At 42.3% G+C, this 21,221-nt stretch carries 13 protein-coding genes, 2 tRNA genes and 3 rRNA genes; 11 read left to right on the top strand and 7 right to left on the bottom strand.

What is annotated here, in order from left to right:
- The 11 genes from groEL to K1X84_13560 all read left to right on the top strand — a co-directional run.
- On the top strand, positions 1-906 hold a 906-nt coding region (gene groEL / locus K1X84_13610; GenBank protein ID MBX7152668.1), incomplete at its 5' end, for a chaperonin GroEL.
- Between the two features lie 290 nt (positions 907-1,196).
- Positions 1,197-3,509: a bifunctional (p)ppGpp synthetase/guanosine-3',5'-bis(diphosphate) 3'-pyrophosphohydrolase gene (locus K1X84_13605; protein MBX7152667.1), complete on the top strand. Its 2,313-nt coding sequence runs from the start codon at positions 1,197-1,199 to the stop codon at positions 3,507-3,509.
- A gap of 34 nt (positions 3,510-3,543) precedes the next feature.
- Positions 3,544-4,305, top strand: a complete 762-nt coding sequence (locus K1X84_13600) for an MBL fold metallo-hydrolase (GenBank protein MBX7152666.1) — start codon at positions 3,544-3,546, stop codon at positions 4,303-4,305.
- 1 nt (position 4,306) lies between these two features.
- Positions 4,307-6,811, top strand: coding sequence for a tetratricopeptide repeat protein (locus K1X84_13595; protein MBX7152665.1), 2,505 nt, complete (start codon positions 4,307-4,309; stop codon positions 6,809-6,811).
- Positions 6,774-7,226, top strand: coding sequence for a septal ring lytic transglycosylase RlpA family protein (locus K1X84_13590; protein ID MBX7152664.1), 453 nt, complete (start codon positions 6,774-6,776; stop codon positions 7,224-7,226). The genes K1X84_13595 and K1X84_13590 overlap by 38 nt, the downstream gene beginning before the upstream one ends.
- A gap of 140 nt (positions 7,227-7,366) precedes the next feature.
- A complete protein-coding gene (xerC, locus tag K1X84_13585) occupies positions 7,367-8,278 on the top strand; it encodes a tyrosine recombinase XerC (protein MBX7152663.1) in 912 nt (303 codons plus the stop codon).
- An 83-nt stretch (positions 8,279-8,361) separates the two neighbouring features.
- Positions 8,362-8,709 (top strand): ribosome-associated translation inhibitor RaiA, encoded by a 348-nt coding sequence (raiA, locus tag K1X84_13580; protein MBX7152662.1) that lies wholly within the window; start codon positions 8,362-8,364, stop codon positions 8,707-8,709.
- 103 nt (positions 8,710-8,812) lie between these two features.
- Positions 8,813-10,435, top strand: coding sequence for a protein kinase (locus K1X84_13575; GenBank protein ID MBX7152661.1), 1,623 nt, complete (start codon positions 8,813-8,815; stop codon positions 10,433-10,435).
- A gap of 12 nt (positions 10,436-10,447) precedes the next feature.
- Positions 10,448-11,857, top strand: a complete 1,410-nt coding sequence (gene rlmD / locus K1X84_13570; protein ID MBX7152660.1) for a 23S rRNA (uracil(1939)-C(5))-methyltransferase RlmD — start codon at positions 10,448-10,450, stop codon at positions 11,855-11,857.
- Positions 11,854-13,308 carry a sigma-54 dependent transcriptional regulator gene (locus K1X84_13565; protein ID MBX7152659.1) on the top strand — a complete coding sequence of 485 codons (1,455 nt, stop codon included), beginning with the start codon at positions 11,854-11,856 and terminating at the stop codon, positions 13,306-13,308. The genes rlmD and K1X84_13565 overlap by 4 nt, the downstream gene beginning before the upstream one ends.
- Positions 13,309-13,311: 3 nt before the next feature.
- Positions 13,312-13,899: a pseudouridine synthase gene (locus K1X84_13560; GenBank protein ID MBX7152658.1), complete on the top strand. Its 588-nt coding sequence runs from the start codon at positions 13,312-13,314 to the stop codon at positions 13,897-13,899.
- On the opposite strand, the gene K1X84_13555 is transcribed toward K1X84_13560, so the two are convergent.
- The 7 genes from K1X84_13555 to K1X84_13525 form a co-directional block, all read right to left on the bottom strand.
- On the bottom strand, positions 13,894-14,259 hold the full coding sequence (locus tag K1X84_13555; GenBank protein ID MBX7152657.1) for a c-type cytochrome: 366 nt from the start codon (positions 14,257-14,259) through the stop codon (positions 13,894-13,896). The two genes, K1X84_13560 and K1X84_13555, sit on opposite strands and share 6 nt — an antisense overlap.
- Before the next feature lie 155 nt (positions 14,260-14,414).
- Positions 14,415-17,003 carry a TonB-dependent receptor gene (locus K1X84_13550; GenBank protein MBX7152656.1) on the bottom strand — a complete coding sequence of 863 codons (2,589 nt, stop codon included), beginning with the start codon at positions 17,001-17,003 and terminating at the stop codon, positions 14,415-14,417.
- Positions 17,004-17,316: 313 nt separating this feature from the next.
- A 5S ribosomal RNA gene (gene rrf, locus K1X84_13545) occupies positions 17,317-17,433 on the bottom strand.
- Between the two features lie 86 nt (positions 17,434-17,519).
- A 23S ribosomal RNA gene (locus tag K1X84_13540) occupies positions 17,520-20,471 on the bottom strand.
- A 206-nt stretch (positions 20,472-20,677) separates the two neighbouring features.
- A tRNA-Ala gene (locus K1X84_13535) sits at positions 20,678-20,753 on the bottom strand.
- Between the two features lie 29 nt (positions 20,754-20,782).
- Positions 20,783-20,856 (bottom strand) — tRNA-Ile (locus tag K1X84_13530).
- 129 nt (positions 20,857-20,985) lie between these two features.
- Positions 20,986-21,221 (bottom strand): 16S ribosomal RNA (locus tag K1X84_13525); the annotation flags it as partial.

The raw sequence follows: 21,221 nt of genomic DNA, 5'->3' as shown, positions 1-21,221 counted from the left end.
ATTATTGCTGAAGATGTTGAAAATGAAGCATTGGCTACCCTCGTCGTCAACAAACTCCGCGGTACGTTGCGCGTAGCAGCTGTTAAGGCACCTGGATTCGGCGATCGCCGCAAAGCAATGTTGGAAGATATTGCAATCCTCACCGGCGGAACTGTGATCAGCGAAGAAGCCGGCTTTAAACTCGAAAGCGCCAAAATCGATTATCTTGGCAAATGTAAAAAAGTCATCATTGACAAAGATAACACCACGATCGTCGAAGGCGCTGGCAAAAAAGATATGATCAAAAGCCGGATCGCCCAGATCAAAACCCAGATCGACAATACGTCCAGCGATTACGATAAAGAAAAGCTGCAGGAACGTCTGGCGAAGTTAGCCGGTGGTGTTGCGGTTATCCGTATCGGCGCGGCCAGTGAAGTTGAAATGAAAGAGAAAAAAGCCCGCGTGGAAGACGCCTTACACGCAACGCGTGCAGCCGTCGAGGAAGGGATCGTTGCAGGTGGTGGCGTGGCATTATTGCGCGCTCAAGCTTCTTTGGAGCCCGGCAAAGGCGGAATCAATGATAAGATTCTCGCAGGCGATACCGGACTCGGCGTTGCGATCGTCAAACGAGCTCTGGAAGAACCGATCCGCCAAATCGTTGAAAATTGCGGAATCGAAGCTTCCATCGTCGTTCAGAAAGTACGCGACGGCAAAGATCATTTCGGATTCAACGCATTGACGGAACAATACGAAGATTTACTCAAAGCCGGTGTAATCGATCCGACCAAAGTAACTCGTACTGCTCTTGAAAATGCGGCTTCTGTTGCCGGTATGCTTCTGACAACTGAAGCAACCGTGTTTGAGAAAAAAGAAGAGAAAAAAGCCATGCCTCCGATGCCCCCAGGCGGAATGGGCGACATGTATTAATCGCCTAGGAACATTCAGTTCCTTAGTTCTCAATCAAAAAAAAGATTGAGACATATCTATATAAATCCCGTTCAGATTCTGAACGGGATTTTTTTTTGTTTAGACGCCTCTCCTGACTTCAAATCCTATCCAAGCCGCGAATGTAAATTCACAAACAATTTTCTTGTGAAAACTTTACTAAATCCCTATCTTTAATTGGGTTTATCCCGATAGACTGAAATGCGAAATTTCATGAAATGATGAAATTTATCGACTTCATGAGGCGTTAATTTAAGAGAACAGCTTTTTCCATGAATCCAGTCAATGAAATAGTCAAAACTCGTTCGGGCAATACCGAAAAAAAGGTAAGCCACACAACTGCAATTTCGGCTCCGTCAGAGCCCGTCCAAGAAATTCATCCACTCGAACCGTCCGTCCGTGATAAGAGCTATTACGATCAACGCTTCAATAATCTTCTTGAAAATTTCGCTTCCTACAATCGTAACGCCGACACGTCGCATTTAAGAGATGCTTATGAGTACAGCTACAAAGCTCATGATGGTCAGTTCCGGAAATCCGGTCTTCCTTATTTCGATCATATTATCGAAGTCGTTAGCATCCTGATCGACCAAAAAATGGATATTACAACTCTTGAAGCCGCGTTTTTGCACGATGTGATCGAGGATACCGGCCGCACTTATGACGACATCAAAAGCAAATTCGGCGAAGACGTGGCCCAACTGGTGGACGGAGTTACTAAAATCAGCGGATTTGAATTCACGAGTGTTGAAATCAAACAAGCGGAAAATTACCGAAAAATGCTCTTGTCGCTTGTTAAAGACATTCGTGTGATTATTATAAAATTCGCGGACCGTCTTCATAATATGCGGACGATTGACGCTTTACCGCCAAAGAAAAAAGAACGTATTGCCATTGAGACGCGCGACGTCTATGCACCGCTCGCCCATCGACTCGGTATGGCAAGAATTCGGTGGGAACTCGAAGACCTTGTATTAAAATCTCTTGATCTTGATGCTTATTGGGAATTGTCACGCTTGATTTCAGAAAAGCGCGAAGAACGTGAAACGTATATTCACAATGTTTCACAGCCGCTCGACGAAAAAATGAAAGAAAATGATATCCATGCCGAAATTATAGGACGGCCAAAACATTTTTTCAGTATTTACAATAAAATGAAGAAACGGAATAAACCGTTTCACGAAATCTACGACCTGCTTGCAATCCGGATTTTAGTTAATGAAAAGGTCGATTGCTACAAAGCGCTCGGCGTCGTTCACAGTACTTACACACCGGTGACCGAACGTTTCAAAGACTACATTGCTGTTCCGAAAATTAATGGATATCAATCGATACATACCACGGTTATTGGCCCAGACGGACGTATGGTAGAAATTCAAATCCGGACGCGTGAAATGCATCAAATTGCCGAAGAAGGTATCGCCGCCCACTGGCTTTACAAAGAAGGCAAATTACAGATGAACCAGATCGATCGACAGATCGGATGGATTCGCCAACTCATTGACCGGCAAAAAGAAATCAACGATCCGAATGAATTTCTTGAAGATCTCAAAATCGATCTTTTCCAAGATGAAGTTTTCGTTTTCACGCCGCGCGGTGATTTAATGACACTTCCTAAAGGAGCTACTCCTTTAGATTTTGCTTTTGCCGTACACTCCGAAGTAGGCCTGCATTGCATTGGCGGTAAAGTCAATGGTAGATTAGTTCCGCTCCACAGTGAATTATCAAGCGGCGATCTTGTAGAAGTTATCACGTCGGAACAGCAAACTCCCACCATCCACTGGCTTGAAATTGTCAAAACGGCCAAAGCAAAAAATTACATTAAACGCTACTTTCGTAATGTTGAACTCGAACAAAGTATTTCTCTAGGCCGTTATTTACTCGAACAAGAAATTAAAACCATTCAGCCCAGAAGAACGTTGACGGAATTTGCTTCTGAACTGCAATCCGTTGTTGAAGAAATGCATTTCGAAACGGACGAAATGTTGATGTCATCGATTGGCCGAGGCAATATATCCGCACAAAGTATTGCCCAAAAACTTTTGTCTAAGGCTACTCCCAAAAAGCCTCTGCAGGATCAATCTTTTTTCAAGCGGCTTATCACTCGTTCACGTACCAGCGAAGGTAAAACGATTACCATCAGCGGGATGGACAATATGATGATCCATTTTGCCAAGTGCTGTAATCCTATTCCGGGCGATGAAATTTTAGGCTATGTGACCAAGGGAAAAGGCATTAACATTCACCGTCATGATTGCCATAACATTATTGATGCCGTCAAGAAGGAACCGGACAGAGCCTTGCAAGCGAAGTGGCAGGTCGATGAATCGAAGAATTTTCTCGTGCAGATTCGTATCATCGGCTATGACCGAAAACATTTCCTGAATGATATTACTGAGAAAATTTCATCCACCGATACGAATATCGTCAGCGCTGAAGTTAAGACTTCCGGCAACGAAAGTGTACATAGTTTTGTGATTCAGGTTCGCAATATCGGCCATCTGAATTTAATACTCGGAAAAATCAGGAAAGTTCAAGGCGTGATTAGTGCCACACGCGTCGATAGTTTTTCACCCGGTCGTTAATTTTTTTTGATTCATATATTAATCAATGAGGGGAATGGAAATACTTTTTTTGGGAACCGGCACTTCGCACGGCGTACCCGTTATAAACTGCCAATGTCCGACGTGTCAATCTACTAATCCAAAGAATAAACGTTTGCGTACTTCAGTTTTGATCTCGGTCAACGACAAGAATATTTTAATTGACACTTCGATCGATTTTCGCCAGCAATGTCTTACGTACAATATCAATCACATCGACGCCATTTTGTTTACTCATCATCATGTCGATCATATTTTTGGTTTGGACGAAATCCGTGTATTTAATAAAATCCAAAGCCAGCGCATTCCGTGTTTCGCAGGGGCAACAACGATCAAAATGTTAAAACACACATTTTCATACATTTTTGACTATCCTGAAATTCCCGGCGGCATTCCAATGCTCGATTTGATTCAAGTAGATCAGCCATTCGAACTTTTCGGAACGACTATCATTCCTATCGAAATTATGCACGGCCATCTTCCGATTTATGCCTATAAGATAGGTCATTTTATCTACGCAACCGATTGCAGCGGAATTCCGGAAAAATCTTTACCTCTTTTTCAGAATGTAAAAACTTTGGTCCTTGATTGCCTTCGTCGCCGTCCTCATCCAACCCATTACAATCTCGAACAAGCGATGGATGTTGTTAATAAATTACAACCGTCTCAGACGTATTTTACCCATATTTCTCATGACCTCGAACACCAGGAAATCTCACAATTGCTGCCAAAGAACATGCAATTAGCATTCGATGGTCTTAGACTAACTTGTGAATGATATGAAACGACTAATTGTTTTTGGTTTATTGATCAGCGTCTCCGGCTGTGCATTTTTTAATACCTATTTTAATGCACGCAAAGCATACAACAACGGCATTCATTCGATTCAATCCAAGAAAGAGCAAACCCGTAATCAATTGACGGCATCCGATGAAATTACCATATATCGGTTCGACCCCGATCCTGAAACCATTTCCAATGATGCTTTGCAATTTTTTGACGTTGCTATTGAAAAAGCCAATAAAGTTGTCGCTTTGCATCCGGACAGCCGGTGGGTTGAAAATGCGATATTGCTGATGGGCAAAGCCCATTACTATCGCGGAACCCAAAACGATTATTATGATGCCAAAAACCGTTTCGAAGTATATCTTGCTCAAGATTCGCCGAATAAAGATATGTCGGAAGCAAAATTCTGGTATGCCAAAACACTTGTCAAATTGCAAATGTTCGACGACGCTGAACAGGTTTTGTACGATCTTACCGACACGAAAGATCGCAATGATTATCAATGCTCGGCGTTTCTACTATTAGGGGACATTCAATTTAGTAAGGGACAACTGGACGAATCCATGCAGTACTATGTCAAAGCTTCGACCATGGCGTCTACTTTTGCTCTGAAAAAAAATGCATATTTTAAAGTAGGATTTTCTTCATTTCAACTTCAGAAATTCGATCAGGCATTAGAATATTTCCGTAAACTCGGCAAAATGGATCTGGAAGTCGCTGAACGTTTTGATGTTACATTGATGACGGCTCAAACTATGAAGCTTGCCGGACAATATGATCAGGCGATCCGGCTTTTGGACAAAATCATTTCAAATCTGCGGTATAAAAATTTTTTCATTAGAGCTGAGTTTGAAATTGCAGACATTTTACGCTTGAAAGGCAATTACACTGAAGCCACGGAACAGTTTCAGTATGTCATCGATACGTATAAAAATAATATTTTTACCGGCAATGCATATTATTACATGGCGTTGATGAACGATCAAGAGCCCAAAAAACGAAGCGACGGTTTCATTCCTAACCCCGATCAAGCCAAAAAATATTATTACCTTGTTTATACGAAATATCCGCAGTCTCCTTACAAAGACGCCTCTATAGCCCGTTATCAATACTTGTCAAAAATGGAGACCTTCAAAGGTTTTATTACGGCTGATGAAAATTTGTACAAAAAAATCTTAATCAAAATCGATGACCCTTCAACGGATATTTCGAAACTTAAAGAATCTTCCATTCCAGATACTGCGGCTGATGGATTTGATAAGATTGAAGATAATGTTAAGAAAAGCATAAAAACTTATCGGGCTGTCAATACATCAAATTTAACTGAAAATTTTTTGACCGATACCCTTACTACCCTTGATTCCGTTTTTTCGCTTCGGGACAGTATTTTGAAAAAAGATTCAACGTCGAATTGGCTGACCATGCTTGATATAGATAGTGCAGCGCTGCAACAGCTCGTCCTTGAGGACAGTCTTGTTAAAGCCGGCTTTTCAAAAAAATCGACTCTCGGAGCAATTCTCTCAGAAAAAGAAAGCAAAAAAGAAATCGAAGAAATTAAATTAGAAAACAAAGAATTACAAGATAAGCTCACGGAGGTACAAAACGAATTAATCCAGATCAATCAAATGACAGAATTGGACGGCCTTCAATCAAAAAAAAGCTTGGTGTTTGATCGGATTGCTTATGAGTATCTTTCTATGGCCGATTATTTTTATTATGAAGATACGCGTCTTGATTCAGCTCTGTTCTATTATCAATGGGTCGGTGAACATTTTCGAGAAACGCCTTCAGAAGAGGTGGCTTTATACAGTATTGCGCGCGTACACCAAAAGCAAAAAAATCCGAATTGGAAGTATTACTTTGAATTTGCCTTTCAAAAATTTCCAAACGGCCGCATGGCTGATGTTGGGATGCATATTTTAAAACTGGATACGCTTAATCCGAATCCATTCTACGATACGTTTTGCCGGGCAGAAAAATCGCTGATCGTTGAAAAAGATTTTTACAAAGCTGTTTCATTGTACAAACAAGTAGCGCAATCGGATACTTCGAATTTAAAATGGTCGTCGTTGTACGCCATGGGGTTACTGTATGAACAAAAGTTGGACGATCCTGAAAGAGCATTTCGAACATATAATACGCTGGTCTATGCAAAGCCCGAATCCGAATTTGCAAAAATTCTTCGCCCAAAGATTGACGCCTACATCGCTAAGCTTTCTCTTTCAAAAGATTCGATGTTCACGTGGATTGATACTCAATTTGTCAAAATTAAAATGCATACCGACACGACGCATATACTTACAACAGATTCGATGACGGCGATACGCCTTGACTCAATTTCAAATAAGAAGACAATACAAACTTTAGATTCTGCAAAAACCAAAAGAAGAATTATCGAAGATGAGGATTCCCAAGACTTCAAAAAGAAACCCAAAATCAATAAAGACAAAAAACCGCGCGATGAAGTCGATAAAAAAGATCATACTATCGAAGAATAATATTTTTTTCTTAATGACGGTTTATGCCGCTTGTGCTCCCAATCCGATGTATCAATCTAAGCGATCTATCGAAAACGAGAAAACTATAATTACCCGCACGACCTCCGATGCGCTGGAAGTCAAAACCGGCGTCGCGTCATTTTATGCTGATAAATTTGACGGTAGAAAGACAGCCAACGGTGAAATTTTTGATCAGGATAAATTGACAGCGGCGCATCGGACTTACCCTTTTGGAACGGTCGTGCGTGTGATCAATTTATCAAACAATCAATCAGTAGTTGTTCGTATTAATGATCGCGGCCCTTTTGTAAAAAACAGACTTATCGATTTATCTAAATCGGCTGCTAAATCGATTGGCATGATTGCATCCGGAACGGCTAATGTTAGGACCGAAGTGATTTCTTGGGGCCAATAAAATCTTTACAAATTGTTATCTACAATAATTTTAGAGTTTTAAGCTGAATTGGCGCATAATTCTGATATTTACCGGTTGACAAAGCTTTCATTCTTTGGTAAATTTAAGCGTTACCCTCCTCCACGAATTGTAAAGGTTCTATGATTCGTACTTATCTCGATCGATTTCTCCGCTATCTCGATGCTGAACGTAATTATTCCAGTAAAACCCTTATCGCATACAAAAAAGATCTTGAAGATTTCACTACTTTTATTGAACGTCGTTTCGACAGCCGAGAATTCAGTCTAACTGAAATTTCAAAAGATGAAATTCGCGCTTTTCTCGGCTATTTATCTAAACAGCAATTAGAAAAAAAAAGTGTCGCGCGTAAATTATCAGCCGTTAAATCGTTTTTTAAATTTCTCATTAAACAAGACGTCGTCAAAACCAATCCCGGAAAGCTAATCAAGACTCCGAAATATGAAAAAACGGTTCCGTCCTTTTTGACGGTCGATCAAATCCAAACCGTATTTGATTTTTTTGACGATCGCATACCGGCAGACGTACGTGACAAAGCTATCCTTGAACTTTTTTACGGATCAGGTATTCGTTTGAGTGAACTTGTCGGACTTGATTTTCCCAACATCAATTTCTCCAATCAAACTATTTCTGTTTTAGGTAAAGGCGCCAAACAACGTATTATTCCCATTGGAGAAAAAGCGATCAGCGCGCTGAAAAATTATCGGTCTGTTCGTAATCAAATATCAACTACGGAATCTAGCGACAATTCTCAGGCTGTTTTTATCGGAAAGAACGGAAAACGGATCACGCCTCTCGCCGTACAACGTATGATTAAAAAAGTCTTAACTCGGGTTTCCGACGCTCATAAATTGAGCCCGCATATCGTAAGGCATTCATTTGCCACACATTTGTTGGACAATGGCGCCGATCTTAGAGCAGTTAAAGATCTCCTCGGTCATGAGAATCTTTCTACTACGCAAATTTACACCCACATCACGATTGATCGTTTGAAAAATGCCTATAAAAAAGCCCATCCGAGGGCTGAAACTTAACCAAAGGAGGCTGCATCTTCATTTGCTAAATCGCCATTTTGGATAATTACCCGTTCTCACACTTTAGCTAAAAGGAGATCGTCATGAAAGTAAGAATCACTTCACGTCATCAGAAATTATCGGCACAAATCAAAGACTATTTGGAAGACAAAATTAATCGACTGGAAAAATACTATGACAAAATCATTGACTGTGAAGTTATCATGGACGCTGAAAAAACGAAAGAGTTGGTTGAAATAAACATTAAAGTTTACGGAACGATTTTACACGTTAAAGCTAGAGAAAATGACGTTACCAAAGCCATAGACACCGCAACGGATAAACTGGAAGTTCAATTGAAAAAATTCAAAGGCAAATTACGCAAACGGACTCATGACCGAATGAGCGATATATTGAATGAAAAGGAAGATGCATTAGCGGAATTAGAATAAATATTGAAAAAGTAAATTTTCTTCTTAAATTCAACAGGTCAGAGCCCCTCTGACCTGTTTTTATTTTTTATCTCACCATTAAGTCACAACGGTTGTCGCAGCTATGGAAAATCTTATCCAGAGTTATGAAATCACTAAGCAAATTGGATCCGGCGGAATGGCTACGGTATTTATGGGACGGCATCCAAGCTTGGATCGTTTGGTTGCCATCAAAGTGGTCAAAGGCGACAATCGTGACAAAGTCAAACGATTTGCCCGTGAAGCCGTTTTATCGGCAGCATTGAAGCAGGAAAACTTGCCGGCCATTTATGACTATTTTGTCGATGCACAGAAAAATCACTACCTGGTTATGGAATATGTTGATGGGATTGACGTGAGCGATATTATCAAATCACGCGCTACGATTCCGCATTTTGTATCCGTGATGATTGCCCGCGAAGTCGCGCGCGGACTTGAGCACATGCACGAAAAAGGCATTATTCATCGCGATATTAAACCCAGTAATGTCCGCCTGAGCAAGGATGGCCAAGTCAAACTCATGGACTTTGGAATTGCCAAAGAAGAAGACGAGGAAGCGCACAAAAATCTGACTTCTACAGGTATTATCATTGGCACGCCGTCGTATATGTCTCCGGAACAAGCATCGGGCGATAAACTTACAACCCAAAGCGATATCTTCAGCCTCGGCACGATGATGTACGAAATGCTGACCGGGAAAAAACCTTTTTCGGCCGATAGTAATCTCACCTTGATAACCCTTATTGCGCAAGGACGCTATGAATCGTTAGATCGGTCACAAATCAATATTCCTCAGCCTTTGATCAGAATTGTCGACCGTGCAATGTCCAAAAACTTAGACACCCGATATCAACATATCGGCCTGGTCATTAAAGATTTGAACCATTATCTACAATCAATTTCGCAATCGCAATTGTTGCATTTTCTGATGCAATATTATTCAGCGGTAATCGGTAAAGACAAAAATCAGGATTTCACGCCATTTGACAAACTGCCGCATATCGCCGACGCTCCGGAACCCAGTGAAGTCCCTGATGAATCGACCGGTGAATACATTGCTAAATTTTATGATAAGAGAAAAAGAAAAAAGAAAATTGCGATAGCAGCGGTAACGGCGTTTGCTCTTGCTATCCTGGTTTGGTTTGGCTGGAAAGGACAATGGCCGTTTGACTTTGACGGACCGGCTTTTGGCAGCGTGAATCTTTCACTCAAATCGGATAAAGCCGATGTGTTGAATGATGCCCACATTTATATCAACGATAAAGAATGGTTGCACTCAGGCAATTTCGATGGAAAAACCATTCTCAATCATTTCCAGAAAGGGCGTAATTCTTTGCGAATTAAATTTCCACTCCTGTATCAAAATTATGAATACAATTTTACGCTGGAGAAAGAAACCGAAAGTAAAGATGTTACCTTGGATTTGGATAAGCTATCGACGTTGTTGGATGCATACCGCGGAGAGAGCCGGCGGCTTGGATTTGCCGTCAATACCGATCCAGCCGGCGCTTTTGTCTATATCGACAACGATTTTAAAAACATCTTTGCTAAAACGCCATCACCCCTGACCTGGCCTAATGTCCGGGCTACATTTCATAAAATCAGCATCCAAAAAGAAGGGTTCCGTACGGTAGAAATCGAACGCCCGTTTACTCCCAACGAATTACTCAATATACATATTGATTTGGTTCCCGATAAGAAAAAATAAAACTATTGGTGCATGGAATCAATTCGTGAAATGACCATCCATAAAGGATCTGAAATCGAATTAACGGTTGAATCAGTTTCCTTCGGCGGCCAGGGGATTGCGCGCGTTAACGATTTTGTGGTTTTTGTAAACGGCGGAATCACCGGTGATCGCGTCTTAGCTAAAATTATAAAAAAGAAAAAAAGTTTCGCTGAAGCGCAGGCAATCAGTGTTCTCACGCCTTCGACCAATCGTATCAAGCCGGAATGTGAATTATTTGGCATCTGCGGCGGATGCAGTTGGCAAGATGTCGCCTACGATACGCAATTAGAATTCAAGCGGCAAAACGTTCAGGAAGTTTTTGAACGAATTGGCGGTTTCAAAGACATCCATATCCCCAAACCCATCGGTTCCAAAGATATTTATCATTATCGAAATAAAATGGAATTTACGTTTGGGGATCGCCCATGGTTAACGGCTAGCCAGTTATCGGACATCAATCAGCAATTCGAACCTTTTGCTCTCGGTCTGCACGTTCCGCAACGTTTCGATAAAGTTCTCCCTGTGCATCACTGTCATCTTCAGTCAAAACTGGCGAACGAGATTTTGAATTTTGTTAAACATTTTACACGTAATAGCGGGCTACGACCTTATTCGGTAAAAAATCATTCCGGATTTTGGCGCTTTCTGGTTATTCGCCAGTCCAAAAGAACTGACGATCTGATGATCAATCTCATCACATCTGAAGAACAGCCCGATATTATCAAGGAATTTAAAGATCAGATCCTTCTACAATTTCCACAAATCACAAGCCTGATTAACGGGATCAGTTCAAAAAAAGCGCAAGTAGCGTTTAGTGATTACGAGATACTTTTGCACGGATCTCCGTTTATTATAGAAAAACTTGGAGATTTTGAATTTGAAATTTCATCCAATGCTTTTTTTCAGACCAACACACTGGCCGCAGAAAAACTTTACCAAGTTGCTCTTGAATTTGCTGACTTGAAAGGCCATGAATTGGTGTACGATCTTTATTGCGGCACGGGGTCAATCAGTATATTTATTTCAAAATCTGCTAAAAAAGTTATTGGTATAGAGCTTATTGAAGCCGCGGTCGAAAATGCTCAAAAAAATATCAAACATAACCGGATCACTAATTGTGAATTTCTTTTAGGCGATTTGCGCAAAACTATAAATCAATTACATCAAACACCCGATGTTGTGATTGTCGATCCTCCCCGGTCCGGAATGCATGAAGACGTCATCAATTCATTATTGGAACTGGCTCCGCCAACTATTGTTTACGTCAGTTGTAATCCCTCCACTCAGGCGCGTGATTTGGCCTTATTATGCAAACAGTATCGCATCGAAAAAATTCAACCGGTTGATATGTTTCCACATACTTATCATATTGAAAATGTCGTTCGTTTGGTAAAAGCATGAATACAAAATTGAAACATAAAGTTTTGTGCGTTGACGACGAACAACCGATACTCAGCGTATTACGAAAAATCCTCGAAGATCATTATACTATTTTTACTGTATCGAGCGGGGAAGAAGCGTTAGATATTTTACATCAGCACGAAGTGGCTGTTGTAGTTGTTGATCAAAAAATGCCATCGATGAGCGGTGTCGAACTTCTCAGGCATATCAAAGAAACTCATCCTTATACTGTCCGCATCGTTTTAACTGCTTATGCCGATATTCATGATCTGGTAGATTCCGTTAACGTCGGAGAGATTTACCGCTATATCCACAAACCGTGGGAAACTCAAACGCTGCTTGACGTATTGGCCGATGCTGTCAAAAAATATGAAGAAAATATCGCCAATGCACAGCGCAAGAACCAATATGAGCGCCTTGCTATTGAGAAAGCAAAACTCGAGCAAGAAATCGTCGTCCTTAAATCTGAAATCGAAAAAGAATTTTCACTCGACAATATTATCAGCGTCAGCCCGGAGATGAATGAAGTTCGGCGTCTGATTAAATCGGCATCCGTAAGCGATGAAACCGTTCTGATTCAAGGTGAAAGCGGGACGGGAAAAGAATTGGTTGCCAAGGCCATTCACTTTAACAGCAAGCGTCAGCACAATAAATTCACAGCGATCGACTGTGGCGCTTTGGCCGAGAATCTTTTAGAAAGTGAATTATTTGGACATAAGAAAGGCGCATTTACGGGCGCGTTTTATGATAAAAAAGGATTGTTTGAAGAAGCGGAAGGCGGAACGGTTTTTCTGGATGAAATTTCCAATACTTCCTTATCGCTTCAAGCCAAGTTGCTCCGTGTTATTCAAGAAAAAGAGATTCGTCGGATCGGTGAAACACATTTTCGCCGAGTTGATGTCAGGATCATTTCGGCAACCAATAAAAACCTTTACGAAGAATTCCGTAAAGGAGCCTTCCGAGAAGATTTATATTACCGTTTGAATGTAATTCCCATTCACCTACCACCTTTACGTAACCGTCGCTCCGACATTCCTATTTTGATTAATCATTTCATTAATGATCATAACCGGAATTCTGAAAAAAAGGTACGTTCGCTATCACAGGAAGTAATTAATTTCCTTTGTTCTCGTGAATGGAAGGGAAATGTTCGTGAACTAAAAAACCTGATTAACCGTATGGTAATTTTTGCCGAAAGCGATTTTTTGGGGATCAACGACATCCCTGAAGAATTTCGCCGCGAACTCCACGAAATCCAATACCCTGTGCCTTCTAAAGCAACAGGTTTTGAATTCAAAATCAACGGTATTCAGACAATCGAAGAATTAGAACGATCTTACATCCGTTACGTCCTTAACAAAACTGCTAATAAAGCCGAGGCGGCAAAGTTACTCGGTATGAAACGCACTACGTTGCTCATGCGTATGAAAAAATTGGGACTAATGGCCTGATCCATGACCTTCCGTTATATTATCTTCAATAAACCCTACGACGTTTTATGCCAATTTACGCCTACGGCAAACCGTAAAACTTTATCGGATTTTGGATTTCCCAAAGAAGTGTACTCGGTTGGGCGGCTTGATGCTGACAGCGAAGGTTTGCTATTTTTAACGGATGACGGCATTTTGGCCCATCAATTAATCGATCCGAAATACGAACATTCCAGAACATATTGGGCGCTGATCGAAAATGTTCCATCAGTCGCACTGCTTGCGAAACTAGAAAAAGGCGTGATCATTGAAGGAAAGAAAACCAAACCTGCACAAGTACGGTTATTGACTTGTGAACCGGCTTTCCCAGAAAGAGTTAAACCCATTCGTTTTAGAAAAAACATTCCGACTGTATGGATTGAATTGACCTTAACTGAGGGAAGAAATCGGCAAGTGCGTAAGATGACCGCATCGATCGGCCACCCAACCTTACGGTTGGTAAGGATTAAAATGGCGTCCTTGAATTTAGATAACCTTCAACCCGGGGAATGGAGATATTTAACCGATAAAGAAATTGATACATTGAAACACCTCATAAAAAAACGCTCATAGACCCGGAGGAATGTTTTTTACGCGTACGGAACCGCGATGGCAAGTATAACACGTTACATTTTCTTTCGCATTCGCGAAATATTTTTCATTCAACATTTCCGTAAGCACTATCATATCCCGTGTAATATTTTTTTCTTTTTTATCGTCGCCTGAATAATTATCCGTATCGTGGCAATAATCGCATTCTACTCCCAGTGACAATGTAAACGTACGCATATACTCTTTCATTTCCTCGATCGTCATATCCCTATCTTTTATGACTTTCAAATTCTTGGGTTTGTTGGTTTGACAACTGATCGTTGAGTAATACACGATACACAAAACAGAAGCAATCGCAATCGTAAAAAGCGTTTTCTTCATAGGGCCTCGGAATTATGTGGTGTTTCTTTTATAAAAAGAAAATATGGCATCAGATTTCGAATGTCAAGTATTTATCTGTAGGAATGAATATTAAAAAACCGCACCAAATTTTTAGTGCGGTTTTTCTATCTGTTAATCTTTAATTAGTATGGATTTTAAAAATTAAACCCTAGTTTGGTGAAATAGTATGTACCACTAAAACCCATTTGAACAGCATCCCACAATCCGCCTGTTTCCGTCTCGGTATCTTGTTGGTCAGGATATACATTGAATAAGTTAGCTGCGCCGGCCGTCAATGTGACGTGATGAGTAATCTGATATCCCAATGTAATGTTAGTTACAACTTTAGGATCATACACGTCTTTAGTGCCGATCCAGTCTTCGAGTACTACTTTTCCAAATCTTACAAATTGAAGATTGGCATTGAACGGGCCATACCGATGATCGAAAGTAAGATTAATCTTACTATTTGGCGCTGAAGCCAGCAAAAACCGCTGCTCGCGCGTCCCAAAATAAATATCTTCTTTCCCTTGTAATCGGTCAGTTGTATGAATTTTTCCTAACTCCATGTCGTTGAAATTACCGGCCAATGTTGTCGAAAGCTGATGATCGTTGAAATGGGCGGTATGTTGCAAAACAATATCAATGCCTTTAGTTTTCGTGTCGATGGCATTGGTAAAAAATTGTGCTGCGCCTACATTCAATGCTTGCAAATCAGCTCCGATATCAGGGTCGGTATCTTCAAACGCTCCGGTCAACACAATGCGATCTTTGATCGAGACGTAGTAACCATCGACGGTTGCCGTAAATTCGCCGTATTTCGCCGTGAAGCCACTGCTGATATCGAACGCTGTCTCCTCTTTGAGTTTTGGTATTCCCAACGCATTTGCTATCGGGCCGTTATTTCTGGCAATTAATTTATCAATCGCAACACCTGAAACAAAATCTGTAAATGTGGAATTAAAATAAACCTGTGCGAGCGAGGGCGCTCTGAAGCCCGTACTTGCTGATCCCCGCAAAGTCACGTTGGGATTGACTTTGAAACGTGTAGCAATTTTCCCATTAAACGTGCTTCCAAAATCACTGTAATTTTCATATCGTGCGGCTACGCCGGTCATCCATTGATCCGTGACATCAAGCTCCAGATCGACGTAACTTCCAAAATTTCCCCTCGATTTGTCAACTTCATCCGAGGGACGGAAACCTGGAAAACCTTGAGAACCTCCCGGACGATAAGTAGTATCCGTTCCGTCTACTGAAAATATGACCGGACCATACGTCTCCCATGATCCTTCTTCACCTGCAAAAATTTGATAGTTATCGATACGGTATTCCAATCCAACAGCGACATTTAATCCTTTTTTAATACTCGGATAAAATTTAGAAAAATTGATGCCGCTGGTATTTTGTATTAATTGGAATCCTCCTGCATCAAAGTTGGTCGGCGATGCCGCTTCAAGCGAAGCATTCAGAGTTCCTTTAATGGTATAATCAAAACGATTCATTCCAAAAGTATTATTGATATCGACATCCCATTTACCCCATTTACTCCGCAAACCTGTTGACACCGAACGATCAAAAATTTTTGAAGTAATTCGCGGATTAAAACCATTTGGATAGATTGCAGTGACATTACGTTCTTCATCGGCAGTTCGTGTCCATGCGTACGCATCGGTGTTGCGAAAATTCATTCCACCAAACACATAAAAACTAGTTTTGTCATTGAGCGGATAAGCCGAATTGACAAAAAAAGCCGTATTATCAACACCCGCATCGCCGAATTTTTCGCGATAGATATCAAATGCGCCTGGATCAGCCGGACGGTTGGTTTTTTGTTTAGTCGTATAATCACCGGTGATATTGATAAACCCGTTTTCGCCCAATTTAAAACCATAATTAGCATTGATACTTTTAGTTTCGCCGTCCCAGCTATAATCCTTCGGAAGTTTAACATCATACGATGATCCCGGATCCGCGCGATTGAAACCGCCGTTGACCGATCCTGAAAATTCTTCAATGGAGGATTTGAGTACGATATTGATGACGCCAGCAATAGCATCGGATCCATATTGTGCACTCGCACCATTACGAAGAATTTCAATACGCTCGATGGCACTGACTGGTATCGCATTCAAATCAGTTCCTGTATTGCCACGACCGCGTGAGCCAAAAATATTGATCAATGAAGACTGATGGCGGCGTTTTCCATTAATCAGTACGAGCGTTTGATCCGGCCCCAAACCGCGTAACGTAGCGGGATCGATGTGATCAGCCCCATCAGCGCCTGATTGTTTATTGGAATTAAACGAAGGAGCTACATATTGCAGCACTTGATTGATTTCGATTTGCCCTAACTTTTTCGGAATGTCCCGCATATCGATAATATCGACTGGAACTGGTGTTTCTATAGCCGTTCGATTATAGCTTCGTGAACCTACGACTTGGATATCACCCATCTGGATCGGACTTTCGGACATGGTGACATCCAATGCAACTCCATCAGATTTAATAGGTATTTCCTGCTTGATATAACCAAGATAACTAAAGACAAGCGTCGCGCCGGATACAACCTTGATTCTAAATTCTCCTTTTGCATTGGTCGTCGTTCCATTGTAAGTATTTTTTTCAACGATGTTGACTCCGATTAAGGGTTCGCCATTTTCATCTTTGACCGTACCGTGAATTGAAATTTGTGCCATGACTGGACACAAGCTTAAAACCAGAAATGCAATAATACATTTCATATTACTCCTCCTTGGGTTAGGTAAATGAGGTACACGCGCAAAAAAAATCACAATGAAACGCGAAAACAGAACTTATTTTAAAAGGAATAAATTAAGCCGGTCATTTGCTTGGAATGACTTTTTACACAGCTGATGTAAGGAATGGATACTTTTAGAGTTTAGCAATTTGAAAATAAATTGTCCACAAAAAATTTATAGCTACAGAAAAATAAATCCCAGCACTCGTCGGATATCATTAGCGCTTCTCTGAAGTTCATATTAAAATAAAAAACCCATCTCAATTTCTTCTTTGAGATGGGTTCTAAAAAATAAATCCCGGCAACGTCCTACTTTTCCATGCAGCTACCCACACGGTATCATTAGCGCTGGCGGGCTTAACTGCTCTGTTCGGAATGGGAAGAGGTGTTTCCCCGCCGCTATAGTCACCGGAAATAATTATAAAAAAAATAAAAGACAATTGAGTGTAATCAGACACAAGTTCGAGAATCAAATATTAGTGCTCTATTAAAATAAAATAAAATCAAGCCGCACGACTTATTAGTATCACTCGACTGAACGCATCACTGCGCTTACATCTGTGACCTATCAACCATGTCATCTCCATGGAGTCTTTAGTGGCTTGCGCCAGGGATACCTAATCTCAGGGTGGGTTTCGTACTTAGATGCTTTCAGCACTTATCCCGACCGAACATAGCTACTCAGCCGTGCTTTTGGTAAAACAGCTGATGCACTAGAGGTTCGTCCATTCCGGTCCTCTCGTACTAAGAACAGATCCCTTCAAGTATCCTGCGCCCACAGCAGATAGGGGCCGAACTGTCTCACGACGTTCTGAACCCAGTTCACGTACCGCTTTAATTGGCGAACAGCCAAACCCTTGGGACCTTCTCCAGCCCCAGGATGCGATGAACCGACATCGAGGTGCCAAACCGGGTCGTCGATGTGAACTCTTGGACCCGATCAGCCTGTTATCCCTAGAGTACCTTTTATCCTTTGAGCGATGGCCATTCCATACAGAAACCACCGGATCACTAAGGCCGACTTTCGTCTCTGCTCGGCTTGTATGCCTCACAGTCAAGCTAGTTTATGCCTTTGCACTCTACGCACGGTTACCAAGCGTGCTGAACTAACCTTTGCAAGCCTCCGTTACCTTTTAGGAGGCGACCGCCCCAGTCAAACTACCCGCCTAGCACTGTCCTTGTTCTCGATTCAGAAAACTAAGTTAGAATTTCAATATTCCAAGGGTGGTATTTCACGTTGTGACTCCCCCCAAGCCGAAACCCGGGGTTCAAAGTCTCCCACCTATGCTACGCATGCAACATCAAAACACAATGCTAAGTTATAGTAAAGGTTCATAGGGTCTTTCCGTCCCGCTGCGGGGAGCCGGCATCTTCACCGGCACTACAATTTCGCCGAGGCGCTTGTTGAGACGCAGGACCAGTCGTTACACCATTCGTGCAGGTCGGAACTTACCCGACAAGGAATTTCGCTACCTTAGGACCGTTATAGTTACGGCCGCCGTTTACTGGGGCTTCGGTTCAAAGCTTCGCTTGCGCTGACCTCTCTCCTTAACCTTCCAGCACCGGGCAGGTGTCAGACCCTATACGTCGTCTTTACGACTTTGCAGAGCCCTGTGTTTTTGGTAAACAGTCGCTAGTCCCATTTCACTGCGGCTCCGATAAATCGGAGCACCCCTTATCCCGAAGTTACGGGGTCAAGTTGCCTAGTTCCTTAACAAGCGCTATCTCGAGCACCTTTGGATATTCTCCTCGCCCACCTGAGTCGGTTTACGGTACGGATACTCTGTATTCTCGCGTAGAAGTTTTTCTTGGCAGCAGGATTAGGGCGAATTGGCTTGCCCGAAGGCTCGTTTCTTATTCGCGCTTCACGTAAACGACCGTGCGGATTTACCTACACGATCTGGCTACACGCTTAAACCTGGAAACCAGTCCAGGCTCGCCTTTCACTTCTGCGTCACTCCTTGGCTGATAACGAATACAAAGTAGTGCAGGAATATTAACCTGCTTACCATCAGCTACGCCGCTTGGCCTCGCTTTAGGCTCCGACTAACCCCAAGCAGATTAACTTTACTCAGGAAACCTTGGGCTTTCGGTGATGAAGTTTTTCACTTCATTTATCGCTACTTATGCCAGCATAATCTCTTCCATGTCCTCCAGCCGGGCTCGCGCCCAACCTTCGTCGGTTAATGGAATGCTCCTCTACCACTTACACATTGCTGTGTAAATCCACGGCTTCGGTAATGGGCTTAGTCCCGTGTATTGTCGGCGCGGAACTGCTTGACTAGTGCGCTATTACGCGATCTTTAGATGATGGCTGCTTCTAAGCAAACATCCTAGTTGTCACTGCGATTCCACATCCTTTCTCACTTAGCCCATACTTAGGGACCTTAGCCGATGATCGGGGTTCTTCCCCTTTTGCCAACGAAGCTTATCCCTCGCCAGCTGCTTCCAGGAGAACAAGTCAACGGTATTCGGAGTTTGAGAGGGTTTGGTACCGTTGTGACAGCCCTAGCCCTTTCAGTGCTCTACCCCCGCGACTCTTTTTATCCCAGACTATCCCTAAAGATATTTCGAGGAGAACGAGCTATCTCCCAGTTTGATTAGCCTTTCACCCCTAGCCACAGCTCATCCGAGCAACTTTCAACTTACACCGGTTCGGTCCTCCATAGGGTTTTACCCCTACTTCAACCTGGCCATGGCTAGATCACTAAGGTTTCGCGTCTACCGCACGTTACATGCCTTTCGGCTCGCCCTATTCAGACTTGCTTTCGCTACGGCTACGAGGCTTGTTGACCTCTTAACCTAACGCAACGTACGAGTAACTCGCTGGCTCATTATGCAAAAGGCACGCCGTCATCCCGATAAATCGGGACTCCGACCGCTTGTAAGCACACGGTTTCAGGTTCTATTTCACTCCCCTAGTAGGGGTTCTTTTCACATTTCCCTTACGGTACTATCCTCTATCGGTCACAAGAGAGTATTTAGCCTTGGATGATGGTCCACCCAGCTTCGCACAGGATTTCTCGTGTCCCGCACTACTCAGGATACCCACGCGCTGTTTTCAGTTTATATTACAGGGCTATCACCTACTGTGGCGTTGCTTTCCAGACAACTTCACTTACTTACTCGCAGATCACTACAAGGGTCCTACAACCTCCCGACAGTAAACTATCGAGATTTGGGCTATTTCCCGTTCGCTCGTCACTACTTGGAAAATCTCTTTTGATTTCTTTTCCACCAGGTACTTAGATATTTCAGTTCCCCGGGTTAGCTTCTCCTTGCCTATGAATTCAGCAAGGGATGATACCGATGAATCGGTAACGGGTTTCCCCATTCGGACATCTCCGGATTAACGGCTGTTTGCGCCTTCCCGAAGCTTATCGCAGCTTGCCACGTCCTTCTTCGCCTTCTTGTGCCAATGCATTCTCCGTGTGCCCTTAATAGCTTGAAATACTTTATTTTAATAAAGCATCAATACTATCTCGGACATAATATAAAAAAATAAGATAGCGATTCTCGAAAAACAAAGATTGTAGTCTTCATTATACTTATGAATCATTAACACTCAATTGTCAAAGAACTTTTGCCGAATTCATGTGAACTCGGTTTTAAGCTTTATGTATGTCAACAGCATTGTTGACTCAAAATCATTATTAATGGTGGAGCTAAACGGGCTCGAACCGTTAACCTCCTGCGTGCAAGGCAGGCGCTCTCCCAATTGAGCTATAGCCCCGTGATGATGTCTGCATTTGCCGAAAGCAGTGGGCTTGGATGGAGTTGAACCATCGACCTCACGCTTATCAGGCGTGCGCTCTAACCACCTGAGCTACAAGCCCTAAGATTCAATTTTCAAGGAACTTGATATAAAAATAAAAGAGAGTATACAACAGAACGATCGAGTAACTTTTTGAGTCAGTGTATGGGTTGATAGAAGTCACAAAAATGTGACAACATATTCTCCATAGAAAGGAGGTGATCCAGCCGCACCTTCCGGTACGGCTACCTTGTTACGACTTAGCCCCAGTCACTGGCCTCACCTTAGACGCTTGTAACCAAGCGGCTTTGGGTGCTACCAACTCCCATGGCTTGACGGGCGGTGTGTACAAGGCCCGGGAACGTATTCACCGCTGCGTGCTGATCAGCGATTACTAGCAATTCCAGCTTCATGAAGGCGAGTTGCAGCCTTCAATCCGAACTGAGG

Source organism: bacterium, assembly GCA_019695335.1.
In the GTDB taxonomy this organism is placed as follows: domain Bacteria; phylum CLD3; class CLD3; order SB21; family SB21; genus JABWBZ01.
This window is presented reverse-complemented; position numbering and strand designations above follow the sequence as displayed.

Bases quoted from the DNA above. Each gene is read 5' to 3' on its own strand.
- K1X84_13590 (MBX7152664.1), top strand. From the start codon at position 6,774: ATGAAGTCGATAAAAAAGATCATACTATCGAAGAATAATATTTTTTTC.
- xerC (MBX7152663.1), top strand. From the start codon at position 7,367: ATGATTCGTACTTATCTCGATCGATTTCTCCGCTATCTCGATGCTGAA.
- K1X84_13600 (MBX7152666.1), top strand. From the start codon at position 3,544: ATGGAAATACTTTTTTTGGGAACCGGCACTTCGCACGGCGTACCCGTT.
- K1X84_13595 (MBX7152665.1), top strand. From the start codon at position 4,307: ATGAAACGACTAATTGTTTTTGGTTTATTGATCAGCGTCTCCGGCTGT.
- K1X84_13550 (MBX7152656.1), bottom strand. From the start codon at position 17,003: ATGAAATGTATTATTGCATTTCTGGTTTTAAGCTTGTGTCCAGTCATG.
- K1X84_13560 (MBX7152658.1), top strand. From the start codon at position 13,312: ATGACCTTCCGTTATATTATCTTCAATAAACCCTACGACGTTTTATGC.
- K1X84_13575 (MBX7152661.1), top strand. From the start codon at position 8,813: ATGGAAAATCTTATCCAGAGTTATGAAATCACTAAGCAAATTGGATCC.
- rlmD (MBX7152660.1), top strand. From the start codon at position 10,448: ATGGAATCAATTCGTGAAATGACCATCCATAAAGGATCTGAAATCGAA.
- K1X84_13605 (MBX7152667.1), top strand. From the start codon at position 1,197: ATGAATCCAGTCAATGAAATAGTCAAAACTCGTTCGGGCAATACCGAA.
- K1X84_13565 (MBX7152659.1), top strand. From the start codon at position 11,854: ATGAATACAAAATTGAAACATAAAGTTTTGTGCGTTGACGACGAACAA.
- raiA (MBX7152662.1), top strand. From the start codon at position 8,362: ATGAAAGTAAGAATCACTTCACGTCATCAGAAATTATCGGCACAAATC.
- K1X84_13555 (MBX7152657.1), bottom strand. From the start codon at position 14,259: ATGAAGAAAACGCTTTTTACGATTGCGATTGCTTCTGTTTTGTGTATC.